The sequence below is a fragment of the Chitinophagaceae bacterium genome, from assembly GCA_016717285.1.
In the GTDB taxonomy this organism is placed as follows: Bacteria; Bacteroidota; Bacteroidia; order Chitinophagales; family UBA10324; genus JACCZZ01.
Map to the genome: position 1 here is coordinate 837,296 of JADKFU010000005.1, position 19,733 is coordinate 857,028.

The following is a 19,733-nucleotide window of genomic DNA, read 5'->3' on the forward strand; positions in this document are numbered from 1 at the left end:
CTTTAATATTACTATGTGCAAGGTTGCTTGCTAAATCTCATTATAAATTCTATTCTGATGAAAAAAACAGTTTTGTTTATTGTACTCATGGTATCTATAACGTACCTCGCATTTTCCCAGCCGGTAATCAAATGGCAAAATACCATTGGTGGAAATCACGATGATTATTTAAATGTTGCTGAATTAACCAATGACGGTGGTTACATTCTTGCCGGCAAATCCAATTCTCCTATTGGGGGTGACAAAACTGAAAATTGCTGGGGTCCTGGTTCTTATGACTTCTGGATCATTAAGCTGGATGCATCAGGAAACATTGAATGGCAAAATACAATTGGGGGTACTGACCAGGATGAACTATTTACAATTCAGCAAACTACTGATGGTGGATATATCGTCGGTGGTCATTCATACTCTCACATTTCCGGCGACAAAACGCAAAACAATTGTAGTGCCCTTTTTTATGCAGATTACTGGATACTAAAGCTCGATGGTGCAGGAAATATTGAGTGGCAGAAAACAATTGGTGGGGATAACGAAGACTGGTTTGGTTCGATAAGACAAACAACTGACGGTGGTTACATTTTGGGTGGAGTATCTTATTCCGGTATCTCCTGTGATAAAACAGAAAATAATGTTGGTAATAGAGACTATTGGATTCTAAAGTTGGATCAATCTGGAAATATTCAATGGCAGAATTCCATTGGGGGATCTGAACCCGAATGGTCTTGTTTTGTTGAACCAACTTTTGATGGAGGATACATCGTTGGAGGTTCCAGTTCCTCAGGTGTTTCAGGTGACAAAACAGAAGCAGGCTTAGGTTTTGGTGACTGTGATATTTGGATACTTAAGCTGGACGCTCTCGGAAATATTTTGTGGCAGAACACCATAAGTGGGGATAACCATGATTGGCTTCGCGACATTCATCAAACCAGCGACGGCGGATATATTCTGGGAGCCTACTCGGAATCTTACATTTCAGGTGATAAAACAGAATACCTTTCTTATGAGGATTACTGGATTCTTAAACTGGACACATCCGGAAATATTATTTGGCAAAATACAATTGGAGGTGATGGCCCTGACAGGCTATCTTCTATCGAGCCAACTAATGATGGAGGATTCATTGTTGGAGGTACATCTCTTTCAGATAGTTCTTTTGATAAAACAGAAAACAACAAAGGCCACGATGATTATTGGATGGTAAAACTTGATGCCACCGGTGATGTTCAATGGGACAAGACTATTGGCGGAAACGGTTACGATTATTTCGCTGATATCCTGCAAAATGCTGATGGAGAATATTTGGCCGGCGGATACTCTTCTTCACCCATATCCGGTGATAAAGCAGAAGCTGCTTATGGTTCGGGTACCAATGATTTCTGGGTGATGGCGCTAACGGAAAAGTTCAATTTTATGGCTGGGAAAGTGTTTTATGATTTCAACAGCAATTCCATCCAGGATTCGGGCGAGCCATCGGTGGCAAACCATATTGTAAAAGAAGCGAACACAGGAAGGTTTTCGTTTTCCGAATCGGACGGTTCCTATGCTGTTTCTGTGGTAGATGCCGGAAGTTTTTCGGTAAGCCCAGACACCATTAATTATTATACGGCCGTTCCATCTTCGTATGCCATTGATTTTGCAGGCATCAATGAAATGGATTCACTGAATGATTTTGCGCTTCAGCCAGGCGGCACATTCAATGATCTTGCTGTAATGCTTACGCCTTTAAATGGTTTCAATCCCGGGTTTAATGCATCGTACAGTTTGGATTACAGCAATGTTGGAACTACATCTCTTTCAGGAACTATTGTTTTTTACCCTGATCCGCAATTGTCTTATCAAACGGCCTCTTCTGTTCCGGATGTGATCACACCTGATTCCATCGTCTGGAATACAGGTGTATTATCTCCGCTTCAGACTGGCAATATTTTGATCACATTAAATGTAAACTCCAGCACGGTGTTAGGCTCCGCTATTTCTTCCGGTGCAATTCTTTATCCTCTTCTTAATGATGCTGATACTTCAAACAATTCTTCCCCATGGGATATGGTTGTTACAGGATCGTATGACCCAAATGAAATACTGGTCAATATTCACAACATCGAATCCGCTCAAATGATAACACCTCCTTACATGGAGTACATCATCAATTTTCAGAATACAGGAACTGATACTGCTGTGAATATCAAAGTGACCAATAAGATACCTCTTAAGCTTGACATGTCTTCATTTGAATTGATGGCCAGTTCAACTCCTGTTGAATTGACTTTCGATCAAACTACCAATAAAATGGTCTTTCTGTTTTCAAATATTCTGCTACCCGACAGCAATGTGAATGAAGAAGAAAGTCATGGTTTTATCAGGTATAGAATAAAACCACTTCCAACACTTTTATCCGGAGACAGCATCGTAAACAATGCTTCCATCTTTTTTGATTTCAATGCTCCAATCAAAACCAATGATGCCGTTACTTATATTGACGAAGAAACAGCAATTGAGGAGGCTGAAATTTCATCTTCGCACTTACAACTCTTTCCAAATCCCGCATCACAACTGGTAACCATCATCACAGATCAACCTGTTTCAGCAGATGGACAGTTGTTGGTGTACGATATTTATGGCAGGGAAATCTATCGCTTACAAATGGAACATCAGCAACAAGTAGTAATGGATGTTTCGAAATTTGCTGATGGAATATATATTATCTGTCTTCAAGCAAACGGGAAATGGTTCGCAGAAAAAATTATCAAAGAGTAATCAGCATTTTCACAACCTCCACAGTGTCTCAGCCGGCAAGGTTTTGAAGGGAGGAAGCGGGACCACGGTGGAATTCATAGCTTTTGAAATTTCAAATAATGATGGTCGATTGGTGTGGGTGAATGCGCAGCAATACCCATGAAGATAGCGAATTGATTTTACAAAAATGATGAGAATAAGAAAGCAAGATCAAAAAAATTGTATTGTAACACGGAACTCCTCCGTGTCCCCTGGTTACCAAGCATTCGGGGGATTTGGGGGGGGGGGGGGGGGGGGGGGGCTCGGGGGGGAAAGGGGGTCGCGGGGGGGGGGGGGGGGGGGGGGGGGGGGGGGGGGGGGGAAAAGGTTGGGCCCGGGGGGGCCGGGGGGGCGGGCCGGGAGGGGGGGGGGGGAGGGGGGGGGGGGGGCGGGCGCGGAAAGGAGGGGGGGGGGGGGGGGGGGGGGGGGGGGGGGGGGGGGGGGGGGGGGGGGGGGGGGGGGGGGGGGGGGGGGGGGGGGGGGGGGGGGGCGGGGGGGGGGCCGCGGGGGGGGGGGGGGGGGGCCCCCCCCGAGGGGCGGGGGGGACGGAGCCCGGCGGAAAAACCGGGGGGGGGGGCGGGAAGGGGGCCCGCCGCGCGGCGGGGGGGCGGGCGGGGGGAGGGGGGGGGGGGGCCGGGGCGCCCCCGCGGGGGAAAAAGGGCCGCGGGGCGGCCCGCGGGGGGGGCGGGGGGGAGAGGGGGGGGGGCAGGGCCCCCCCCCGCCCCCCCCCCCCCCCCCCCCAGGCTTGCTAGAGGCGGCGGTTCGAAGATAGGATATGGCGAATCTCGCTACAAAGATTCAACTGGAGGGTGGGATATGGTACTTCCGAAATTGAAAGAAGTTGCAGAAAAAGGATAGACTCAATCATTCTTTTATTCAGCAACTATCTTCATGGAAAAGATCAAATGAGAATCCTGCTTTATTATAGCGAGATAAACTCCAGATGAAGCGTGGCTGAATGAAAAATAGCAGGAAGCAGCACTGATCTTTTCAGCAAGAACTTGTCTTCCCATCATATCATAAACTTCAATGGATGAACCAGGCAAAAACTGTGAAGTATTAACTTGAATGCCCTCACGAAAAGGATTGGGCCAGATCGAAATGACAGCCTGGTCAGGAGCATAAACGGTTGTCGCCAATCCATCAAACCTGAATATATCAAAGTAAGAAATTTCATCTCCTTCAGTATAGCTCTCACCGGCCACCCATATATTATTCTTAATGTCAATCTTAATATCCTGTAGGTAGTTTGAATACCAATGATCATAGGGAAGTTCGTAAAGGGAATACCATTTCAGGTTTCCATCGGTGGAATATTTCGCCGTTAAATAACCATAATAGTCGCCATAAGGAGCATCCGGGTACGCATACATTGTGATAGCAATATCATCCGCACTGTCAATAGCGAGGCCAAGCGTTTCTGAATAATAATCAGGCAGCAGGTTGGTAAATTGAGCAGTCCATAATTCATTGCCTGAATTGTCGTACTTGATCAGGTGAGGTGAATACAGTACTGTGTCATTGTCGGTGTACAGCACAATAACATTATTATCGCCATCAAGGGCAATACGCGATTTTAAAGCTGGATTAGCATTAAATAAGACGTCCCATTTCACTGTTCCGTCAGGAGCTATTTTTGTCGTTTGAATTTTATCCAGTCCATTGCTGATATAGTTATTTCCACTATCATCCACTGCAATGGTCTCCCCATACATATCTAAAAACCAGGCTACACTTCCATCGTCTCTTATTCGTGCGGTAAAATCGCCTGTCAGAAATAAATCGCCCTCTTTACTTAAGGCAGCGTCTTGAAAATGATCCGCCTCATCAGGATTTGGATTGGGATAGGTGGTCCATAAAACATTTCCAAAAGAGTCTATCTTAGTAACAGAAATACGAATGTCAGTGCAGGTATTATTGGAGATAGCATATAAATTACCGGAATCGTCTGTAAGCATTTTTAAAGGAACACCGTCTCCACTCGGGCAGATGGGGTTATCAATTTCCCATCGCAGTAATCCATTGGAATCATAAGAGTAGATTTTATTAGAAAAGAAGTCTGGTCCAGAACCATAGGTGTTTAATCGCTTGTCGATGCGTTTTGGTTGAAAGTCACCCAACAGTACCTTTGAAACTTCATTTCCTGAGCTGTCGACTGAAAGTAAAAAAACATGTGAAATATATCCCACGTAATCATGGTAGGGCACATGATATACCTCGTCAGCATCTACTATTCCGCTGGTAAGGAAATTCCCGTCAGTATGGTAATGCCATTCAGCAGGTATGGATTGGGCATTATTTGGGAATGCACGCAGCATCAAGAATGCAACGACGATAGAAAACCTATTGTACAGTACTTTACCGGAGGGATACATAGTATCATTTTTTATGATGAAGAAATTAAAATTCTCCAATTACCGCAAGCGTCCTTGTGCCTGCTGAATATAAGCGTCCGCTTATAAATCAAAAATACACATTGCATTAAACAAGGATTAAAGTACTTGTTGGTAAGATGAGGAACGGTATCAAATGAGGTCTTTGGTTAGATAAGCGTCCGCCTATAAATAAAAGGTAGCGAGACGCCAAACTAGTGGTACTAATCTGCAACATGGCCCGATACTCGCTCACGAATGCACTCCTGAATTTCAGAAATTTTTAATCTCGTGATGATGGTTTATCAAAGTTGGAAAGTATGTTCAACCTAACATTGGAAATTCAAAATTCCAAACCTATCTTTGCGCCCTCGTTCGCTATCCTGAATTAACTCAATGAGTTAAAGGAGCATAATTAGAAAGTGAGCGCCACTCAAAAAATCTTCAACCATACTTCATCTCAATACACTTTTTCATGCCCAACATTGGTAAAATAAAACAGATCATCGGCCCGGTTGTCGATGTAAGCTTTGCAGCCGAAGGTTCCAAACTCCCAGAAATCCTCAGCGCATTGGTGGTAACCCGCGAAAATGGGCAGAAGCTGATTCTTGAAGTGCAGCAGCACCTTGGTGAAGACAGCGTACGTACCGTAGCGATGGATTCAACAGAAGGCCTGAAGCGTGGATTAGATGCTGTTGATACAGGTGCCAACATCAAGATGCCTACCGGCGACAAAATCAAAGGCCGTCTATTTAATGTAGTGGGAGAAGCCATTGATGGAATTGGCGAAGTGAGCAACGAAGGCGGTTACCCTATCCACGGTCATCCTCCTAAATTCGAAGATCTTTCCACGCAATCAGAAGTGCTTTTTACCGGAATCAAAGTAATTGACCTGATTGAGCCCTATGCAAAAGGCGGTAAGATCGGTTTGTTCGGTGGCGCAGGCGTTGGTAAAACTGTATTGATCCAGGAATTGATCAATAACATCGCCAAAGCATATGCAGGTATGTCAGTGTTCGCCGGTGTGGGCGAGCGTACCCCGCGAAGGAAATGACCTGTTGCGTGAGTTCATTGAATCGGATGTAATCCGTTATGGTACAGAATTCCGTCACAGCATGGAAAAAGGCGGTTGGGATCTGAGCAAGGTTGATCATGCGGAGTTGGAGAAATCACAGGCAACACTCGTCTTTGGACAAATGAATGAACCACCCGGAGCACGTGCAAGGGTTGCGTTGTCAGGTTTAACAATGGCGGAATATTTCCGCGATGGGAATCCTAATGAAGCAAAGGGCCGCGACATTCTTTTCTTTATTGATAACATTTTCAGGTTTACACAAGCTGGTTCGGAAGTATCGGCTTTGCTTGGCCGTATGCCTTCAGCCGTTGGTTATCAACCAACTCTTGCTACCGAAATGGGTGTGATGCAGGAACGTATCACTTCTACCAAGCGCGGTTCTATCACTTCCGTGCAGGCAGTTTATGTGCCTGCGGATGACTTGACAGATCCGGCTCCGGCTACCACTTTCGCTCACTTGGATGCGACTACGGTATTGAGCAGAAAAATTTCTGAGTTGGGAATTTATCCTGCTGTTGATCCGCTGGATTCTACGTCCCGGATTTTGACGGCAGACATTGTCGGCGAACAACATTACAATACAGCGCAAAGAGTGAAACTCATTCTTCAGCGTTATAAAGAATTGCAGGATATCATTGCTATTCTTGGTTTGGATGAATTGAGTGATGAAGATAAACTGACTGTATCACGCGCACGTCGTGTACAAAGATTCTTGTCACAGCCATTCCACGTAGCGGAACAGTTTACAGGCTTGAAAGGTGTACTGGTTCCGATAGAGGAAACCATCCGCGGCTTTAACATGATCATGGACGGCGAAGTGGATGAATATCCTGAAGCAGCATTTAACCTGGTAGGAACGATTGATGACGCGATTGAGAAGGGGAAGAAGTTGATGGAAGCAGCGGCAGGGTAATAGTCGGAAGTCCTTAGTCGGAAGTCGTTAGTAGCGGGATGTGATAGTATATTATATTATATAGACATTTTTATATGAAAGTGAATAAATATCAAGACCTGATAGTTTGGCAGAAGGCGATGGATTTTGCAGCGAAGATTTACGGATTGACAAGAAAATTTCCTGCTGAAGAAAAATTTGGATTGACTTCACAGATAAACCGGGCTGCCGTTTCGATTGCGTCAAACATCGCTGAAGGTGCGGGAAGAGATTCGAAAAAGGAATTTTCACAGTTTTTATCAATATCCATGGGATCTTGCTTTGAAGCTGAAACGCAAATAATGCTTGCAAAGAGAATTGGCTTGATGAAGGAACAAGAAATCCAACCGCTGATGGAGCTGTCATCAGAAATTCAACGCATGATTTCCGGGCTTAAAAAATCATTACTTACCTGAATCACTTTTCTTTACTAACTACTTCCGACTAAGGACTTCCGACTTCCGACTAAAAACTACTAACATGCAGCTCGACATCCTCACTCCCGAAAAAAAAGTCTTCAGCGGCGATGCTGATGCCGTATCATTTCCCGGAACAGCCGGCGCATTCCAGGTGCTTAATCATCATGCGCCGTTGATTTCGTCCTTAAAAGAAGGCAAGATCAAAGTGCGTATAAAAAAGGAAGAGCTATTTTTCTCAATCAAAGCGGTTTTGTGGAAGTGCTCAAGAATAAGGTAACGGTTTTGGTGGAAGGTGCTGAAGTAATTGAATAAGAAACCTGCCGCTTTCAATAAATTAATAAGGCCCCGTTCAGGGGCTTTTATTTTTCAGGTTGACGGTGAACCAATTTATAGCACTTGAATGGTAGTGTGCTAACAAAAAATAGTTTTTTGTCGTCTCGATAATTACACTTTTTTACCGTATAAGAAACAGCTTATTGCTTTATTGAATTTTTGATAAGCAACGGGAAACTGAAAAAAAACAGCCCGGAAAAATTTTTATTAAAACTCAGAAATTTAACAGTTGTGATTTTGTCGATTACTAACGTACGATGGTGGTCATTTTTTTGTCAAATAATTACCTACGTATGGGTTCGTAGTATAAATTTGCCCACGCAAAAAAATAAGTACCTATGAGGTCATTGCCATACACGCTTTTCCAAAGAGTTTTAAAATCAAGGTTTCGCAGGTTTATTGCATCGATCTTCCTACTTATTTTTCTTTCAACTTCATTCAGCTTCGCTGAAGTTACTGCTGACAACGGTCAGAAAATATTCAAGCAATATTGTACTTCCTGTCACCAGATTAATAACAAGTTGGTGGGGCCGGCATTGAAAGATGTTCACAAGAAACAATCTGAAGAATGGCTGATCAAATGGATTCGTAACAATGCCGCATTACGTGCTTCGGGTGATAAGGATGCACTGGCTATCTACGCTGAATACAATAAGAATGAGATGCCTGCCTTCCTGAGTTTTAAGGACGACGACATCAAATCAATCATTGAATACATCAAGGTTCAAAGTGAAGCTCCGGCGCAGCAACCCGGCGGAACATCTACCGCGACCGAAGTGCACCTGCTGATCAGCCTTCCTACTGGCTCTATGTTGTTGTAGGTGTTCTGTTAGTGATTACTTTCCTTCTCATGCGAACCAACACCGTTTTAAAACGGCTTGCGTATGAAAAAATGGGAGAAACCTTACCGGAAGAAAAGCCTTTCTTCAGCAGGTTGTTAACGAAACGTGCCATTGCATTTTATGCGATTGCAGGTGTATTTCTTTTAGGGTTCACCATCACCGACAGTGCCATGAGATTAGGTCGGTCAAAAAATTATTCACCCGCTCAACCGATTGCCTTTTCACATGAGTTGCATGCAGGTATCAATCAGATCAATTGCCTGTATTGCCATTCCAGCGCTGAAAAAAGTAAGGTTGCCGGCATTCCGCCTGTAAGCACCTGCATGAATTGCCATAAAGCTGTTCAACAAGGGGAGAGTGAAGCCGGAACAAAGGAAATTCAAAAAATTTATGCAGCTTTTGATAAGAATCAGGCCATACAGTGGACCAAGATTCACAACCTGCCTGATCACGTATATTTCAATCACTCTCAGCACGTAGCTGTTGGTAAAATTGCCTGTCAGACTTGTCATGGACCAATTGAAACCATGCCGCAGGTTTACCAGTTTGCAAGCTTGTCAATGGGTTGGTGTATCAATTGTCACCGCCAGACCGATGTACAGTTCGGTTCCAATAATTATTACAGCATGTACACAGAGCTGCATGAGGATTTTAAAAATGGGAAAATTGATAAGGTAACGGAAGAAATGATGGGTGGTACGGAATGTCAAAAATGTCACTATTGATTTAGCGCAAATAAATTCGGAATGGAACAAAAAAACTACTGGAAAGGACTTGAGGAGCTGCATGAAGATCCCGGGTTTCTGAAAGAGCGAGACAAGGAGTTTGTTGAAGAATTGCCCGTAGAGGAAATTTTCAATTCATCTGTTGTCAACAAACCTGCAAGCCGACGCGACTTTCTAAAGATGCTCGGTTTCAGCGTTTCAGCCGCTACTTTAGCTGCGAGTTGCCGGATTCCGGTTAACAAAGCAATTCCATATGTAATTAAACCTGAAGAAATTGTTCCCGGCGTTGCCAATTATTATGCATCGTCATTTTTTGATGGTAATGATTATTGTCCGGTATTGGTGAAAACCCGTGATGGCCGTCCAATTAAAATAGAGCCACTCAACAGCAAACACATTGCTGAGAATTCTCCGAATCGTTTTTTATTTGGTGGAACAAGTGCAAGAGTGCAGGCTTCTGTACTTTCATTGTACGATATCACCCGTCCTCAAAATCCAACCGTAACCGGAAAGAAAGCAACCTGGGAAGTGGTGGACGGAGAAATCCGTAATCGCTTAGCGGATATCAAGGCAAAGGAGGAAACATCAGAATATTGACACCAACTTTATTGAGCCCTTCAACAAAACAGGTAATTGCTGATTTTATAACTGCTTATCCAACTGCAAAACATGTGGTGTACGATCCTGTTTCTTATGCAGGTATTGCGGTTGCCAATGAAAAGAGTTTTGGAAAAGAGTTGTTCCGGGTTATCATTTTGAAAATGCAAATGTGATTGTTTCCATTGGCGCGGATTTTTGGGTACCTGGATTTCTCCGATTGAATATACCCGTCAATATGTGAGCAACAGGAAAGTGTCGCCGGAAAAAACAGACATGAACCGGCATTACCAGGTGGAATCACGTCTTTCACTTACTGGATCCAATGCTGACAAACGTGCTGTGGTGAAGCCTTCGGAAGAAGCGGTTGCTGTAATTGCGCTTTATAATAAGCTTGCCGCTTCCATGGGCGCAACAACAATTGCAGGTGGTCAGCTTACAGGCCGGGCGGAAAAAGTAATCAGTGCCGCCGCCGCTGATCTTGCTGCAAACAAAGGAAAATCTTTGGTGGTTGCCGGTTCTAACGATGCCAACGTACAAGCAATCGTAAATGCAATCAATGTGATGCTCGGAAGTTACGGCAGCACTATTAATATGAATCAATATTCCAACACACATCAGTCAAGTGATAAAGACATGATGCTGTTGATGGATGAAATGAATAAAGGCGCAGTAAGTGCTTTGGTTTTATATGGAGCCAATCCTGCTTACGATCATATGAATGCAAAAGGTTTTACTGATGCAGTAAAGAAAGTGGAAACATCCATTTCACTCAATGATCGCGCGGATGAAACTTCAGCACTTTGCCGCTACCATTGTCCTGATCATCATTATCTCGAAAGTTGGAATGATGCTTCACCCAGAGCAGGATTATTCACGATGGTTCAACCTGTCATCTGGCCATTATTCGATACACGCCAGGCTCAGGATAGCTTGCTTCGCTGGTCAGGTAGTACAGAAGATTACTATACTTATATCAAAAAGAATTGGGAGAAGAATGTCTATCCTGCTCAAAGCATGTACGGCGATGCGCAGACATTCTGGGATATGTGCGTGAAAGAAGGAGCATTTGAAATAACTACTGCTAATGTTGCTAATTCAACTTCAACGATTGATGTTGCTGCTGCAGGAGGTGCTGTAATGGCCATTGCTTCCAAAGCCAATGGCCTCGAACTTTCGCTTTATGAAAAAGTGGCCATGGGAAATGGACGGTATGCAAATCTTCCGTGGTTACAGGAAATGCCTGATCCGGTTTCAAAAGTGGTATGGGATAATTATCTCTGTGTTTCTCCAAAATTCGCGAAAGACAATGGTCTTGAAATGGATTTGGTGGAGCATCTTACCGATATGGTTAAAATTTCTGCGGGGAGTGTTTCCGCAGAAGTACCCATTTATATTCAACCCGGACAAGGTGATACTTCCGTTTCCATTGCACTGGGTTATGGCAGAATGAAAGCAGGTCGTGCAGGCGATGGTGTTGGTCAGAATGTTTATCCATTTGTAACTTCCAATGGGGAAACCTGCAATTACAATGCTTCAGGTGTTACGGTAACCAAACTTAATAAGAAGTACGAGATTGCGATGACGCAAACGCACTTTAGTTTTGAAGGGCGCGATGCAATCCAGGAAACGGTTTTATCAGAATACAAAAAACACCCTGAAGAAGGCAAAGAAGAAAAAGAAGAACTCAAGCATCTCTGGGCAGAGACGCTTTATCCGGAACAAAAATTTCCCGGAGCAAAATGGGGAATGTCTATCGATCTTAATTCCTGCATTGGCTGCGGAGCTTGTTCAATAGCCTGCCAGGCAGAAAATAATATTCCGGTAGTTGGAAAAACAGAAGTGATGCGTGTGCATGAGATGTCGTGGATCCGTATTGACAGATACTATTCTTTCCCCGGAGAAGACGGAACGATCGATAAAGAAAAAGAATACGATAAGATACAGGATTACCAGGATGTACAGGTTGTTTTCCAGCCTATGTTGTGTCAGCATTGCGACAATGCTCCTTGCGAAAATGTTTGCCCGGTTGCTGCCACCAATCACAGCAGTGAAGGCCTTAATCAAATGGCTTATAACCGTTGCATCGGTACAAGATATTGCGCCAATAACTGTCCATACAAAGTACGCCGCTTCAACTGGCTTGATTATACTACTGCTGATGTTTTCCCCTGGAATGAACCCTGGAAAATACCAACACTTGGCATCAAGGATCCGGGCATGACAGATGCGATGACGCGCATGGTTTTGAATCCGGATGTAACCGTACGTTCACGAGGTGTGATGGAAAAATGTTCTTTCTGTGTACAGCGTATTCAGGACGGTAAATTAACGGCCAAGAAAGAAGGACGTCCGCTCATGGAAGGTGATGTGAAATCAGCTTGTCAGACTGCTTGTCCTGCCGATGCAATTTCATTTGGAAATCTGAATGATGAGAAGAGTGAAGTGCGTAAAAACCATGAAGATGGTCGCGCTTACTATACACTTGCGGAACTGAATACCCGTCCTGCCATTGCTTACATGAAGAAGGTGAGGAATACGGATGAAATGGTGCCGGGAGAAAAGAAAGAACATACTGCAGAAAAGCACGCATAATAAATTACTTCGCGATTGATTTTCTGTTCAGAAATAAGGAAATCAATGAGTAGAAGCAGATGATTTTGAAGAAGATTTTTGTTGAGATAAAAAAATATTCATGCACGCAGAATCGTACCTAAGGCCGCCGTTGATTCAGGGAAACAAAACATATCTTCAGATTACAGATGATATTTCTCGCTCTGTGGAAGCAAAGCCTTCCCGTTCCTGGTGGATTGCTACATCCATTGCTGCAACCGTGATGTGCTGGGGACTGTTTTGTATTGGATGGACAGTGTGGTTTGGAATCGGAACCTGGGGATTGAACAGAACGATTGGTTGGGGTTGGGATATTACCAACTTTGTGTGGTGGATCGGTATCGGTCACGCCGGAACACTGATCTCCGCTATCCTTTTACTTTTTCGTCAGAAGTGGCGTACCGGTGTAAACCGCGCTGCAGAAGCCATGACTATTTTTGCGGTAATCTGCGCAGCTTTATTTCCGGTATTCCACATGGGTCGCGTTTGGCTTGCATTCTTTAACCTGCCTTATCCGAATAGTCGCGGACCGCTCTGGCCGAATTTCAATTCACCGTTGATGTGGGATGTATTTGCAATCTCAACTTACTTTACCGTTTCCTTAATGTTCTGGTATACCGGTTTGATTCCTGACATTGCTACCATCCGCGACCGCGCAAAATCAAAAATTGCGAAATGGGCGTATGGACTATTGAGTTTCGGTTGGGTGGGTTCAGCTAAGCACTGGCAACGCCATGAAATGCTTTCACTGGTACTTGCGGGTATTTCCACACCACTTGTGCTATCCGTTCACACCATTGTATCCTTTGACTTTGCCACGTCCGTAATTCCTGGATGGCACACTACCATTTTCCCCCCTTACTTCGTTGCGGGTGCCATCTTCTCGGGTTTTGCTATGGTGCTTACGCTCATGATCATCACCAGAAAAGTGTTGAATCTCGAAGAATACATCACGCTTGATCATATTGAGTCGATGAATAAAATTATTGTGTTGACGGGATCGATCGTTGGTTGCGCATACCTCACTGAATTATTTACCGCTTGGTATTCTCAAAATCCTTATGAGCAGTATGCTTTTGCCAACAGGGCACTTGGTCCTTATTGGTGGTCGTATTGGGGAATGATGACCTGCAATGTAATTTCCCCACAGTTGTTCTGGGTTCGCAAGCTCAGAAGAAGCGTGTGGTTTACTTTCTTCATGTCAATTGTAATCAATTGTGGAATGTGGTTCGAACGGTTTGTAATTATTGTCACTTCACTGCACCGCGATTTTGTTCCTTCCTCCTGGGCAATGTATTCTCCAACGTGGGTGGAAATCAGTATTTATGTGGGATCGATCGGGTTGTTTTTTACAGCCTTCCTCATTTTTGCCAAAACAATGCCTGTAATCGCAATGGCGGAAATCCGTCACATAATGAAAACTTCCGGTGAAGCACAAAAGAAAGCGGCACATGCTCATGAAAAATCCCATGGTCATGATCCGCACGTTGTTCCACAGGCTATTTAACGAATCTGAAATACTGAATTCATGAAAAGATATCTTTTAGGATTGTACGATGATGATGAGGTGCTGTTGAATGCAGTGGACAAAGTACGCGCGCAAAACATCAAAATTCATGACGTGGTAACTCCATTTGCAGTACATGGACTTGATGAAAAGCTTGGATTGCGTGAATCGAAATTACATGTCGGCGGCTTCTTTATTGGCTTGACCGGTTTGGCCATTGCCTTTTCATTTATGACATGGGTATTTACCGCCAACTGGCCAATTGTATTCGGAGGAAAACCGCATTTTTCTTTTCCTGCATTTATTCCAATCATGTTTGAGTTCACGGTATTGTCAGCTTCCATAGGAATGACGGTGGCATTTTTAGCGCTTTGCCATTTATATCCCGGAAGGTTCCGGGAACCGCTTGATCCAAGAACTACCAGCCACCTTTTTGGAATGGTATTTAAAATAACTGATCAGACCACGAAAGAAGAAAAAGATCGCATCAGCCAGTTGTTGAAAGAATCAGGAGCGGTGGAAGTGAAAGAGCGGGAAATGGAGAAACATTATTAAAAATTGATTATTCAGATAACGATTCAAAGAAGCAGCATGAAGGAACGAATCAATTTTAGAACAGGAAGCTTGATGGTGGCAGCCATTGCAGTTGCAATCATGATGATCTCTTCCTGTTACTATCCACGAACCAAACCAGGTTTTGAATACATGCCCGACATGGCACATTCACTGGCTTATGAAACCTACACTTCTAATCCTTTTTTTCCGGATAGCATGAATGCGATTCAAACCGTGCCGAACACTATTCCACGTGGTGTTTACATGCCCTTTCATTATAGCACCAACGTTACCGGTTATGATTCTGCAGGCCTTTATCTTCACTTCCCTGCATGGTTAGGTGATAAAGATTTGGAAGAAGGAAAAAGGTTATTCGGAATTAATTGTGCGGTATGCCATGGGTTTGGTGGAAATGCAAACGGATCAATCGTGGTAAATACTAAAATCAAAACCCCTATCCTGCACCACCTTCCTACTTTGCAGATAACCTGATAAATATTCCCGAAGGAAAAGCATACTACAGTGTTCATTATGGTAAAAACCTGATGGGAGCTTATTCAAAAGCATTGGATCATGATCAGGTCTGGAAAGTGGTGTATTATGTGAAGTCATTGCAGAAACATTATATGGATAGTGTTGCAACAAAAGGTGCAACCGCGGTGGCAATGATGGATACGGTGAAAAAGTAATGAGTAGTGAGTAGTGAGTAGAGTGTAGCAAGTAATTAGAAAGATACAGGATAAAGAACCACAGATTGCCATCCAAACTTCATTTTTAAAAATGAAGAGCGGGTGAATCGCAAACTTCAAGAAAACATGGACGAAAGATTTATTTTTCCGCAGCGCTTAAAGACAATCAGTTTTGGACTTATGGCCATCGGACTGGTTGGCACCATTGCAGCATTTTTCATGTACAATGATGCAGAGGGTACACAACGGTGGTGGGCCAATATGCTGTTGAATGCTGTTTTTTTTCAAGGTATTGCAATGGCCAGTGCATTTTTTCAGGCGGCAACGTATGTTGCTTACAATGGGTCCATCACAGTTTTTAAAAGAATTCCGGAAGCAATTGCGGGATTTCTTCCATACACTGCTTCATTGTTGTTATTGGTGTTGATTTTCGGACATACGAATTTGTATGAGTGGTCAAATCCCGATGTAGCAGCTAACGATCCATTGGTTCACGCGAAGATTGGTTATCTGAATCTTCCTTTTTTCTTCGTACGCTTTGCATTTTTTGTGGGTATCCTGCTTACACTTTCGTACCTGATGCGCAAAAATTCTCTGGCGGAAGATCAGCATGGCGGCATTTCTTATTATAAGAAAAACCTTACGGTTGCGTCTTTGTTTCTGATATTTTTCGCGGTCTATATTTCAGTAACGTCCTGGGATTGGCTGATGTCATTAGATCCTCATTGGTACAGTACGATGTTCGGTTGGTACACATTTGCCAGTTTTTGGGTAACAGGAATTTCTGTGATGGCGTTGGTAGTGGTTTACGTAAAGAGGAAAAGGGTATCTCGATGTAGTGAAAGAAGGTCATCTGCATGACCTGGGTAAATTAATGTTTGCGTTCAGTATTTTCTGGACGTATTTGATTTTCTGTCAGTTCATGTTGATCTGGTATGCAAACATCCCTGAGGAAACTGAATACTTCCGTCAACGGTACGATCATTATATGATCTTATTCTATACCATTTTTATCATGAATTTTATTGCACCATTCCTGGTATTGATGAGCAGAGACGCGAAAAGGAAAGTGCAGGTGCTGGTAATTGCTGCCTGCATCATCATTGTTGGCCACTACATAGATTTTTATTTGATTGTAATGCCCGGAACAGTTGGAAATAAGGCAGGATTTGGACTGCCTGAAATTGCGCCATCATTGTTCTATGCAGGATTGTTGATTTTTGTTGTGTTTACCAATTTGACCAAAGCGAATCTTGTTCCGAAGAACCATCCATTCCTCGAAGAAAGTTTGCACCATACTAGCTGATTAACGTTTTGAAAGAACCCGTTTTATGACTACATCTCTTTTAGTTGTCATTGCCATTGTACTTTTTACGCTGGTTATTTTTCAGCTTGCAAAAACTACGGAGTTCGTAGGCATTTTGCGTGGCGATGAAAGGACCCATTTGGAATCAGACAGGATCAATTCCCGTTTGATGATGGTTTTTCTTATTCTGGGAATGATCGCATTGTTTTGGTCAGTTTACTATTTTAAGGACGTAATGATCCTGAATGCCGCTTCTGTTCATGGCGTCTGGATCGACAGCATGTTCAATGTAACGCTCTTTTTTACCGGCATTATGTTCGTGCTGACGCAGATTGGCCTGTTTTATTTTGCGTGGAAGTACAAGCATACCAAAGGAAGAAAAGCTTTGTATTATCCTGAAAATAATAAATTGGAAATGTGGTGGACGGTAATACCTGCCATCGTTTTAACTTCACTGGTAGTAATAGGATTATATCGTTGGTTTCAGATTACCGGTCCGGAACCTAAAGACTCAAATGTAGTGGAGATTACCGGCAAACAATTTAACTGGATGCTGCGATATGGGGGTAAGGATGGAAAGCTTGGTGCCAATCAATTTGAATACATCACCGAAGGAAACGGTGTCGGTATTGATTTTAATGACCCTTCGAGCAAGGATGATTTCATGCCTACAGAAATGCACCTGGTGGTCAACAAACCGGTTTTACTGAAAATAAAAGCGCGTGATGTAATTCATGATGTTGGTATTCCATGGTTCAGGGTAAAGATGGATGCTGTTCCCGGTATCACCACCAGGTTTTGGTTTACGCCTACAGCCACTACGGAAGAAATGAAAAAGAAAATGAACAATCCTGATTTCGTCTATGAAATTGCCTGCGATCAATTGTGCGGTAAGGGTCATTTCGGGATGAAAGGTGTTGTAATAGTGGAGACACAGGAAGAATATGATAAGTGGGCTTCTTCTCAGCAATCATTTTATGATGCTGCCATCAAGGGGACCGCTGAAGAAAAAAAATTCGCTGATCTCAGCGAACAATTGAAAAATGCCGAAGCTGCAAAAGCAAACATGGAACACCACGAATAGGTGGTTCATTTTTTTGCACAATGCTTAATTGATAATTTAAAGTAAAAGTTTCAGTCATGATCGATCCAGTTATTAGTCCGGAAGTACATAAGGTTTTTACTGGTGATAGCACACATCATCAGGATTCCATGGGTGAAATTCATGAACCGCATCATCATGAACATCACAAGGATACTTTCATCACCAAATATATTTTCAGTCAGGATCATAAAATGATTGCCAAGCAATTCCTGATCACCGGAATGTTCTGGGCATTCATCGGAGGCATGCTGTCGGTTATATTTCGTGTGCAGTTGGGTTTTCCTAACCAGGCTTTTCCAATCCTCGAAACTATTTTTGGTAAGTGGGCGCCGGGTGGCATCATCAGTCCTGAGTTTTACTACATGCTGGTTACGATGCATGGTACGATTCTCGTATTTTTTGTACTCACTGCAGGTCTTAGTGGAACTTTTGCCAATCTCCTGCTTCCATTGCAGATTGGTGCACGCGATATGGCATCTCCGTTTCTAAACATGCTTTCGTATTGGTTCTTTTTTATGGCGAGTGTGGTCATGTTATCATCCTTCTTTTTGCCAGAAGGTGCTTCGGATGTTGGCTGGACTGCTTATCCTCCATTGAGTGGTGTTCGTGAATCTGCTCCGGGAGCAGGCGCCGGAATGGATTTCTGGCTAGTGGGTATGGCACTCTTTATTTTCTCAAGTTTGTTAGGCGGTCTCAATTACATAACTACTGTTTTAAATCTTCGTACCAAAGGAATGTCGATGGCCAAAATGCCTTTGACGGTTTGGGCCTTGTTGATTACAGCAGTGCTTGGATTGCTTTCATTTCCTGTATTGCTGGGTGCTGCCATTCTCCTGATTCTGGATCGTACCATCGGCACCAGTTTTTATCTTGATAATATTTTCATTAACGGTCATGCATTGCCCAATGATGGTGGTAATGCGATTCTTTATCAGCACTTGTTCTGGTTCTTAGGTCATCCGGAAGTGTATATCATAATTCTGCCTGCCTTCGGATTGGTTTCTGAAGTGTTAGCGACGAATGCGCGCAAACCGATTTTCGGTTATCGTGCTATGATTCTTTCCATGCTCGCCATTGCAGTGCTTGCATTTGTAGTTTGGGCGCATCACATGTTTGTTACCGGACTCAATCCGTTTGTCGCATCTGTTTTTGTGTTTCTGACATTGCTGGTGGCTGTTCCTTCAGCGATTAAAGTATTTAACTGGATTGCAACTGTTTGGCAGGGCAACATAAGATTTACACCTGCTATGTTGTTTGCAATCGGATTTGTTTCCATGTTTATTTCAGGCGGCTTAACAGGAATTTTTCTCGGCAACTCTGCATTGGATATTGAATTGCATGACACTTATTTCGTAATTGCGCACTTTCATATTGTAATGGGAATTTCTGCTTTCTTCGGCATGTTTGCCGGGGTTTATCATTGGTTTCCTAAAATGTATTCGCGATTCATGAACAACACACTCGGATATATTCACTTCTGGGTTACGATGGTGGGAGCGTATATGATTTTCTGGCCTATGCACTACATGGGACTTGCAGGAGTACCGAGAAGATATTATTCGTTTGACGCTTTTCAGTCATTCAATATGTTTGGAAGCCTGAACCAATTCATCACATTTGCAGCGATGCTGGTGTTCTTTGCTCAACTTTTATTTGTTGTGAATTTCATATTCAGCATTTTCCATGGCCGTAAATTGACAACGAAGAATCCATGGGAATCCAATACGCTGGAATGGACAACACCGATCAAAGCAGGTCATGGCAACTGGCCAGGCGATTTACCAACGGTGTACAGGTGGCCTTACGATTACAGTAAGAATGGCGAAGAATTTATTCCGCAGACAACACCATTAAAAGAAGGAGAAACAGGGGGACATTAAAACACATAC

13 protein-coding genes and 3 pseudogenes are annotated in these 19,733 nt (G+C 43.4%); 15 read left to right on the top strand and 1 reads right to left on the bottom strand.

All coding sequences use genetic code 11. The annotated features are described in order from the left end of the window. Positions 1 to 57: 57 nt before the first annotated feature. Positions 58 to 2,757 (top strand): T9SS type A sorting domain-containing protein, encoded by a 2,700-nt coding sequence (locus IPO83_13265; protein MBK9732228.1) that lies wholly within the window; start codon positions 58 to 60, stop codon positions 2,755 to 2,757. An 890-nt stretch (positions 2,758 to 3,647) separates the two neighbouring features. On the opposite strand, the gene IPO83_13270 is transcribed toward IPO83_13265, so the two are convergent. Further along, the gene (locus IPO83_13270) at positions 3,648 to 5,150 is read right to left on the bottom strand and encodes a T9SS type A sorting domain-containing protein (GenBank protein MBK9732229.1); all 1,503 of its coding nucleotides are present in this window, start codon (positions 5,148 to 5,150) and stop codon (positions 3,648 to 3,650) included. A 472-nt stretch (positions 5,151 to 5,622) separates the two neighbouring features. Between IPO83_13270 and IPO83_13275 the strand changes: the two are divergent. From IPO83_13275 to IPO83_13340, 14 genes and pseudogenes are all read left to right on the top strand, one after another. Further along, positions 5,623 to 7,135, top strand: a pseudogene (locus IPO83_13275) (F0F1 ATP synthase subunit beta). Positions 7,136 to 7,209: 74 nt separating this feature from the next. Then, positions 7,210 to 7,569: a four helix bundle protein gene (locus IPO83_13280; GenBank protein ID MBK9732230.1), complete on the top strand. Its 360-nt coding sequence runs from the start codon at positions 7,210 to 7,212 to the stop codon at positions 7,567 to 7,569. Between the two features lie 64 nt (positions 7,570 to 7,633). After that, positions 7,634 to 7,884 (top strand): annotated as a pseudogene (gene atpC / locus IPO83_13285) (ATP synthase F1 subunit epsilon). A 359-nt stretch (positions 7,885 to 8,243) separates the two neighbouring features. Beyond that, positions 8,244 to 8,726 carry a cytochrome c gene (locus IPO83_13290; protein ID MBK9732231.1) on the top strand — a complete coding sequence of 161 codons (483 nt, stop codon included), beginning with the start codon at positions 8,244 to 8,246 and terminating at the stop codon, positions 8,724 to 8,726. A 29-nt stretch (positions 8,727 to 8,755) separates the two neighbouring features. Next, the gene (locus IPO83_13295; protein MBK9732232.1) at positions 8,756 to 9,472 is read left to right on the top strand and encodes a cytochrome c3 family protein; all 717 of its coding nucleotides are present in this window, start codon (positions 8,756 to 8,758) and stop codon (positions 9,470 to 9,472) included. Positions 9,473 to 9,493: 21 nt separating this feature from the next. After that, a pseudogene (locus IPO83_13300) lies at positions 9,494 to 12,664 on the top strand (TAT-variant-translocated molybdopterin oxidoreductase). A 100-nt stretch (positions 12,665 to 12,764) separates the two neighbouring features. Then, positions 12,765 to 14,189 carry a polysulfide reductase NrfD gene (nrfD, locus tag IPO83_13305; GenBank protein MBK9732233.1) on the top strand — a complete coding sequence of 475 codons (1,425 nt, stop codon included), beginning with the start codon at positions 12,765 to 12,767 and terminating at the stop codon, positions 14,187 to 14,189. 21 nt (positions 14,190 to 14,210) lie between these two features. Further along, positions 14,211 to 14,744, top strand: a complete 534-nt coding sequence (locus IPO83_13310) for a DUF3341 domain-containing protein (GenBank protein ID MBK9732234.1) — start codon at positions 14,211 to 14,213, stop codon at positions 14,742 to 14,744. A gap of 36 nt (positions 14,745 to 14,780) precedes the next feature. After that, positions 14,781 to 15,236 carry a hypothetical protein gene (locus tag IPO83_13315; protein ID MBK9732235.1) on the top strand — a complete coding sequence of 152 codons (456 nt, stop codon included), beginning with the start codon at positions 14,781 to 14,783 and terminating at the stop codon, positions 15,234 to 15,236. 53 nt (positions 15,237 to 15,289) lie between these two features. After that, positions 15,290 to 15,433 (top strand): hypothetical protein, encoded by a 144-nt coding sequence (locus tag IPO83_13320; protein MBK9732236.1) that lies wholly within the window; start codon positions 15,290 to 15,292, stop codon positions 15,431 to 15,433. A 126-nt stretch (positions 15,434 to 15,559) separates the two neighbouring features. Next, the gene (locus IPO83_13325) at positions 15,560 to 16,294 is read left to right on the top strand and encodes a hypothetical protein (protein MBK9732237.1); all 735 of its coding nucleotides are present in this window, start codon (positions 15,560 to 15,562) and stop codon (positions 16,292 to 16,294) included. Beyond that, positions 16,272 to 16,739, top strand: coding sequence for a hypothetical protein (locus IPO83_13330; protein MBK9732238.1), 468 nt, complete (start codon positions 16,272 to 16,274; stop codon positions 16,737 to 16,739). Before IPO83_13325 ends, IPO83_13330 begins: the two co-directional genes overlap by 23 nt. A gap of 25 nt (positions 16,740 to 16,764) precedes the next feature. After that, entirely contained in the window at positions 16,765 to 17,823 is a 1,059-nt protein-coding gene (locus IPO83_13335; GenBank protein ID MBK9732239.1) for a cytochrome c oxidase subunit II, read from the top strand. Between the two features lie 128 nt (positions 17,824 to 17,951). Further along, complete coding sequence (locus IPO83_13340) at positions 17,952 to 19,724, top strand: cbb3-type cytochrome c oxidase subunit I (protein ID MBK9732240.1); 1,773 nt, start codon at positions 17,952 to 17,954, stop codon at positions 19,722 to 19,724. Positions 19,725 to 19,733: the final 9 nt, after the last annotated feature.